Annotated in this window: 1 protein-coding gene; it reads left to right on the forward strand. The window is 57.7% G+C overall.

What is annotated here, in order from left to right; translation table 11 throughout:
* Positions 1-326, forward strand: a 326-nt coding sequence (locus HK11_RS12165; RefSeq protein WP_233133483.1) for a DUF6118 family protein, incomplete at both ends; no start/stop codon positions are given.

Here is a 326-nt window from a genome sequence, read left to right on the forward strand (position 1 = left end):
GCGCAGCGCGCGTTTGATGATCTGCGTGCTGAAATATCGGTGCTCCGGCGCAGTGTGGAAGCATTGCCGCAGGCATGGCGGGAGAACCGGCCGCCGGATTATACGGAGGATCTGGCCCGCGTTGTGAAGGCCATGAATACGGTCGGCACACATATGGAGGCGATTGAGGCCAGTCCGACACTGAAAATGACGCCGCAGGCCTATGGGAAAGGAATACGGGAGGCCGGGCTTACTGTCAGTCAGGAGATGCAGGCAGCGTTTGAAAAAGCGATAGCTGAGGTTCAGAGAGAGCGTCAGGAGCTTGCTCATATTATTGGTCAGTCCCG

The organism is Acetobacter sp. DmW_043 (genome assembly GCF_002153485.1).
GTDB classification, from domain to species: Bacteria; Pseudomonadota; Alphaproteobacteria; order Acetobacterales; family Acetobacteraceae; genus Acetobacter; species Acetobacter thailandicus.